Here is a 6,767-nt window from a genome sequence, read left to right as displayed (position 1 = left end):
CCAACTGTAATTTTGAAAATTGATAAATCGGAATTTGAAAAGTATATTACTGAATAAAAAACTACTGGTAACAAGGTGTATAAAATCATAGTGGCTTCGCCACAACGATTCATACACGCAACGTTGTAAGCAACCAAAACAAATATCTGGCCTAAATGACGAACGAAATTTTGTTAATTCCCGACAAGGCGGATATTGAACGAGATTCAATTGCAGATTGTTGGACAAAGAATGGTGGTGAAGTTAAACGAATTGGAAAGTTTTGGGAGCGACCAAATATTGATTACGAAAAAAGATTAACTATATACGGAATTGATACTTTCAGTCTTGTTTTAGCTCAAGTACTCGGAATAAAACTTATTGAGCCTAAAGATGAGTTAATAAGCGAACTGGATTTTAAATGGATCAAACGCAAGATCGAAGTTCTGCAAATTGCAAAAATTGACAATACTATATTTCCAACCTTTATCAAACCTGTTAAACCTAAGAAATTTAAATCAAGTGTTTATAGTGATTTAAAAAGTTTTACTAAAGAAACAAAAGGAATTGAGAAAAACGAACAAGTTATAAAATCAAGCATAATTGAGATTAGAAGTGAAGTTCGTGCCTTTATACTAAACAACGAGATTCTCGATATTGCTATTTATGAAGGGAACTGTGATCTACATTTCGCAAAAGAATTTTTGATCGATTTTTTACAAAATCATACAATTGATTTGCCTAAGACTTATGTTATTGACTTAGGTCATAATCAAATCGATGGATGGTTTATTATTGAGTTTAACTCAAGTTGGGGCGCTGGATTGAATTCTTGCAATCCGAATAAAGTAATTGCCGGAATAAGAGAAGCAACTGTAAATTATTAAAAGGCAGCTTACAACAACATATATGTGATCATAGCAGCAAAGTGATCAATCAAATGGTTGTTGTATTTTTGGAAAGACGCAATGCTTGCAGAAGGTAAAAGTTAGCAACCAATGCGCAAGAAAAGCCAAAAAACAGGGTAACATTTTGCCCTGCTACGACACATATATTAAACGTTAGTGGTAATTTAAACGAAAATAGAAAAATGAAAATAATGCGATTAATAGGCTACTGGAAAAGTGAATTTGAAATGTCATTACCCCATCCTATTAATTTTGTTGATTCTGAATGGGACACTAATGAGAAAAATAAAGTGATTAGATATCTAAATAAATCGCATTTTCTTCCTAGTGTTGCTGCTGGATATAGTTATTGTAGACTATGTGACAAAACGGATAATGGATGCCGAGAAAAATCTGACGGTCAATTTGTTTGGCCAGAAGGTTTCTTACATTATGTGGAAGAGCATAATATTAAACCACCTCAAGAATTCATAGATCATTGTATTAATAATCCTCAAATTAAAATAATTGATTGGGATCAAGAAATAGAATTAGATGGAAAATGGTGGAATGAACAGCGTGGGACGGAAACTCCAGAACCCAAATCTTTCATAGATCCCTATGAACACACATATCCTAAATTTTATAATGTAAAACTCAAGAATTTTGATAATGATAAATTCAAATTAGAATACAGAAAATTTCTAAAAGATGTTGCTAATATTTTAGGTACTACAGTTACCGAGATGCATCGCAAATTATCGGATGAAACTAAGGAACTAATTATTACGGAAAATGACGCAAAAAATATTGAAAGGATTAGCAATAAAAATCTTTTTTTGAATATAAAAACAACCACTAACACTATATAACAAAACATAGTTACCCTTCGGGACAACAACGTTTGTTATATTTATCGTTATCCGTGCATTTTAGGAATCTGAAAAGTAGAACGAAAGCAACAAACGGTTAGCCACACCATGACTTGAGTATTTTTGTGATGGTCAGTGTCTAATCGAGAAAAAAGCGATAAGAAAAACCAAAATTGAGGAAGATTACGGAGAAGTAACGTGCTAAAAAATCGCTTTTTTGGCTGATCAACTTCTGACAAAAAAAGTTCAGGTTCATTTGGTAAGGTCTGTCCCCTACTCGATGATTGCAAGGTGATCTCAAGAAAAGAAAAAATAAAAATTGACGGAGTAATAACGCAAGTAATATCACCTTGCATGGCTAGTCTAGTAAGGTTAGTGACTGAAAAAAATAAACGCACGATAACAAGATATATGTGCCATAGCAGCAAAGTGATCAATCGATTGGTTGTTGTATTTTTGGTAAGGCGCAATGCTTGCAGAAAGTAAAAGTTAGCAATCAATGCGCAGGAAAATCAAAAAGCAAGGTAACATTTTGCCCTGCTACGACACATATATTAAACGTTGTGTACCATACTTCAAAAATGAAAGAACCAATTATAATTAAGGAATTAGGACTGATTTACGGAAGAGACGCTATCTTTTTGGAAAAAATTGAATTTGACGGAACTCGTTCCGTTAAGCTGACTGGAGAATTTAACGGATCGTTGTGTGAAAATGTTAATAGCGAAAATGACAAACTCATTCCCTATGAAATAAGTTTTAAAGGAATTCTTGAATTTAAAATAATTGAACTCGATTTTTATAATCACTCTGATTATACTTCAAGCTTTGAAAAGGTAATTGATTCTAAGAGAATAACTGAATTTAAAAACTCGTACGATGGAGATATTAAAGTAAAAAAATCACACGAACATTATATTTTTCATACTTATGACGATATTATTGAATTAGTTGCTGACCAATTTGAATTAAAGTTAAAAATCTAAACCGAATAAAAAACGGTACACAACACGATATATGTGCCATAGCAGCAAAGTAATCAATCGATTGGTTGTTGTATATTTATGAAGGCGCAATGCTTGCAGAAAGTAAAAGTTAGCAACCAATGCGCAGGAAAAATCAAAAAACAGGGTAACATTTTGCTCTGCTACGACACATATATTAAACGTTGTGGTACATTAAATAAATGAGGAATTACATTAAAATATCATTTTTCACTTTACTCATTCTGACAATAATCGGATGCCAAAATTCTGATCGAAAAGAAAAGCAATTAGTTGTAAAAAAATACGGAATTTGGAATTCGAAAAATGACAGCATCAGTGTTAAACTGGAATTGAGTCGATTCAATAGTTGGAAAGATTTACTCAAACGAACTGATGAGATTACCTGTATTGATAGTATACCTAAAGTAGTGTTAAAAACTAACAAAGAAATGAAGACTGTTTATTTCAGAAATCCTTGTTGGGACAGGTTTGGTTGTATTCTAATTTATCGCAGAAATACTATCGAAATTCATAATGACTCAATATTCAAAGGTGGAAAACACTATCCGTTAAATAGCTTAACTAGTATTTTGAAAAAGGATTATAACAATAATGGGGCGAATTCAAGTTATAGTGATAGTCCAGAAAAAGTTATCATTTTTATCTCTTACGATGATGAAATAAGTATTAAAAGTTTTTCTCAAACCTTAAATAAATTAGTCAATTCGTATGAAGACTTAAATACTAAATATGATCTCAAAATATGGTTGAAGGAAAGGATAGAAACTCCTCCTCCTCCACCGCCTCCACCTATTACCGGTGATATATAAACTAAAAACGCACCACAACACTATATATGTGATCATAGCAGCAAAGTGATGAATCGAATGGTTGTTGTATTTTTGGTAAGGCGCAATGCTTGCAGAAAGGAAAAGTTAGCAATCAATGCGCAGAAAAATCAAAAAACAAGGTAACATTTTGCCCTGCTACGACACATATATTAAACGTTATCTGTGCATTTTAGGAATCCGAAAAGTAGAACGAAAGCAACAAACGGTTAACCACACCATGACTTGAGTATTTTTGTGATGGTTAGTGTCTAATCGAGGAAAAAGCGATAAGAAAAACCCAAATTGAGGAGGATTACGGAGCAGTAACGTGCTAAAAAATCGCTTTTTTGGCTGATCAGCTTCTGACGAAAAAAAGTTCAGGTTCATTTGGTAAGGTCTGTCTCCTACTCTATGATTGCAAGGTGATCGCAAGAAAAGAAAAAATAAAAATTGACGGAGTAATAACGCAAGTAATATCACCTTGCATGGCTAGTCTAATAAGGTTAGTGACTGAAAAAAATAAACGCACGATAACAAGATATATGTGCCATAGCAGCAAAGTAATCAATCGATTGGTTGTTGTATATTTATGAAGGCGCAATGATTGCAGAATGGAAAAGGTAGCAACCAATGCGCAAGAAAAACCGAAAAGCAAAGTAACATTTTGCTCTGCTACGACACATATATTAAACGTTATCTGTAATTGCAATGACTATAACCAAATATCATATTGAATTGTATAAAAAAGTTGGAGGTGATGTAGACCATCTTCAACGAATAGGAACTTCCGAAGAAAAAAGTATCACCAATCAAAACATCATTGTAGAGATGGAAGAACTTGTTGCAAATTTGGAACTAATAAAAAATGGAATGACCTCGAATCAATATGAGGAAGAAATAAACGCCAAGCTTAACAAATTATGCATTGATGATTCCGTAATTGCTGAATTGAAAAAACTGAAATCGTTTAGATAGAATTTATGAAACCATCTTTAGAATTACCAAAAACTTTAAGAGCTCCTAAAATTGATGAAGTTCCTATGGATTCATCCGTAAGTGAACGTTTAAAGCTACGAGATACGGCAAAAATTGTGGAAGGATTCAAAATTCTACCAAAAGACAATAATCCTGAAAACAAAGAATTAGCTTTTAATTTCTACGCTGAAATTAATATTGACAACTCAAAACTTTGGGATTTGATACTTGAATTGAGCAAACAGATGCCAGATGAAATTTCATTGATATTTAATCATTCCGATTGTGATCCTGAATACGGAAAATATTCTGACAGAAATCAAACTCTTGACTTTCTTTCTAAATATAAGACTGAAATTATTTCTGATACGTTTATTGATATTGGAATGATTTTTCATTCGGATTCTGATTTGATAGAAATTTTCGTTCCCGAATCTAAATACATAAAGTTTTGGGGAGTTGACAAAGAATCATTTCTCAAATCGATGAATAAGTTTGACCTTAAAGAAATTGACGGAATTGAATTTGTTGATGAATACCCAAAGGTTAGAGAACCTTTAAGGTTTTTCGATAAAAACACAATTGACTCAAACGAACTGATTGAATTATTAAGAACAAAATTTAAATAAAAAACTACAGATAACAAGGTGTATAAAATCATAGTGACTAAAAGCCACAACGATTCATACACGCAACGTTAGCTGCAATAATATGGATCAACTAAATAATTATGCGGACAGTAGATTACTAAATGGATGCATCTATTGTGGAGGTCCGCCAGAAACAAGAGAACACGTACCATCTAAATGTCTTCTTGAACGTCCATACCCAACAAATTTAAATGTTGTGGGTTGTTGTGAATCTTGTAATCAAAGTTTCTCAAAAGACGAACAGTATTTTGTGTGCCTAATTGAGAGCGTTCTTTGTGGATCGACTGATCCCGATAAAATTGGTCGCCCTTCTGTTGCTAAAATTTTGAAAAAAACACCAGCCTTACGACAACGTATTGAAAATTCTAGACGAGAAATAGATGGTCAAATTGTTTTTGAACCAGAAATTGAACGAGTGAATAATGTAATGTTAAAATTAGCGAGAGGTCACGCAAGTTATGAACTAAGTCAACCTTGTCGATCAGACCCCGATCATTTCTGGTGTGGTCCACTTCTAACTCTTCCAAAAGAAGATCAAGACACTTTTAATTCAGTTCATTTTCAACAGAATTTTGGAGAAGTAGGATCTCGTAATATGCAGCGCCTGCTTGTTACACAGATGATCGTAAATTCAGAGGATGGTAAAGAAAAAAATATAAGTATGATTATTAACGATTGGATTGATGTTCAGGATGATTTATACAGATTTATTGCTATAGATGATATGGGAATGTTAATAATTAGAATTGTTATTGCCGAGTATTTCGCCTGTGAAGTTGCTTGGGAAATTTAGAAAAAAAGCAGCTAACAATGTATAAGAAAACATAGGGCTTTGTGGCTTGATTGAAAGGTCTGTGTTTATTTGTAAAGTCGCCAAATATAAAATTTGGCATTTACGAAAAATGATAAAAGCAAAATATTTATATTTAACTTAGTACCAATCCGAAACGTATAGCTTATCACCTGCCCTACGTTTCTTATACGGAACGTTATCTGTGCATTTTAAGAATCTGAAAAGTAAAACGAAAGCAACGAACGGTTAACCACCCAATGATCTGAGTATTTTTGTGATGGTTAAGGTCTAATCGAAGAAAAAAACGATAAAAAACCAAAATTGAGGAGGATTACGGAGTAGTAACGTGCTAAAAAATCGCTTTTTTGGCTGATCAGCTTCTGACGAAAAAAGTTCAGGTCCATTTAGTAAGGTCTGTCACCAATCCAATGATTGCAAGGTGATCGCGAGAAGGAAAAAATAAAATTAACGGAGTAATAACGCAAGTAATATCACCTTGCATGGCTAGTCTAGTAAGGTTAGTGACTGAAAAAAATAAACGCACGATAACACGATATATGTGCCATAGCAGCAAAGTGATCAATCGATTGGTTGTTGTATTTTTGGTAAGGCGCAATGCTTGCAGAATGGAAAAGTTAGCAACCAATGCGCAGAAAAATCGAAAAGCAGAGTAACATTTTGCCCTGCTACGACACATATATTAAACGTTACCAGTAATTAAAATGAACGGACATTACTTCTTTTTTGGAATATTGATGATTTTTCTAATTTCAACACCAATTTTCTTAATTTGGC

The 6,767-nt window shown here is 33.1% G+C and carries 7 protein-coding genes; all 7 read left to right on the top strand.

Features of this window, described 5'->3' with window-relative positions; translation table 11 throughout:
- The first annotated feature begins 155 nt into the window (after window positions 1-155).
- The 7 genes from ACWNT5_RS24135 to ACWNT5_RS24105 all read left to right on the top strand — a co-directional run bounded on the left by ACWNT5_RS24135 (window position 156) and on the right by ACWNT5_RS24105 (window position 5,972).
- Complete coding sequence (locus ACWNT5_RS24135; RefSeq protein ID WP_456518844.1) at window positions 156-866, top strand: ATP-grasp domain-containing protein; 711 nt, start codon at window positions 156-158, stop codon at window positions 864-866.
- Window positions 867-1,069: 203 nt separating this feature from the next.
- The gene (locus ACWNT5_RS24130; RefSeq protein ID WP_456518843.1) at window positions 1,070-1,738 is read left to right on the top strand and encodes a hypothetical protein; all 669 of its coding nucleotides are present in this window, start codon (window positions 1,070-1,072) and stop codon (window positions 1,736-1,738) included.
- Between the two features lie 581 nt (window positions 1,739-2,319).
- Complete coding sequence (locus ACWNT5_RS24125) at window positions 2,320-2,724, top strand: hypothetical protein (RefSeq protein WP_456518842.1); 405 nt, start codon at window positions 2,320-2,322, stop codon at window positions 2,722-2,724.
- A gap of 200 nt (window positions 2,725-2,924) precedes the next feature.
- Window positions 2,925-3,554: a hypothetical protein gene (locus tag ACWNT5_RS24120; RefSeq protein WP_456518841.1), complete on the top strand. Its 630-nt coding sequence runs from the start codon at window positions 2,925-2,927 to the stop codon at window positions 3,552-3,554.
- Window positions 3,555-4,262: 708 nt separating this feature from the next.
- Window positions 4,263-4,529 (top strand): hypothetical protein, encoded by a 267-nt coding sequence (locus ACWNT5_RS24115; RefSeq protein ID WP_456518840.1) that lies wholly within the window; start codon window positions 4,263-4,265, stop codon window positions 4,527-4,529.
- 5 nt (window positions 4,530-4,534) lie between these two features.
- A complete protein-coding gene (locus ACWNT5_RS24110) occupies window positions 4,535-5,158 on the top strand; it encodes a hypothetical protein (protein WP_456518839.1) in 624 nt (207 codons plus the stop codon).
- An 82-nt stretch (window positions 5,159-5,240) separates the two neighbouring features.
- Entirely contained in the window at window positions 5,241-5,972 is a 732-nt protein-coding gene (locus ACWNT5_RS24105; RefSeq protein ID WP_456518838.1) for a hypothetical protein, read from the top strand.
- Window positions 5,973-6,767: the final 795 nt, after the last annotated feature.

This window comes from Aquimarina sp. 433 (assembly GCF_054054605.1).
This window is presented reverse-complemented; position numbering and strand designations above follow the sequence as displayed.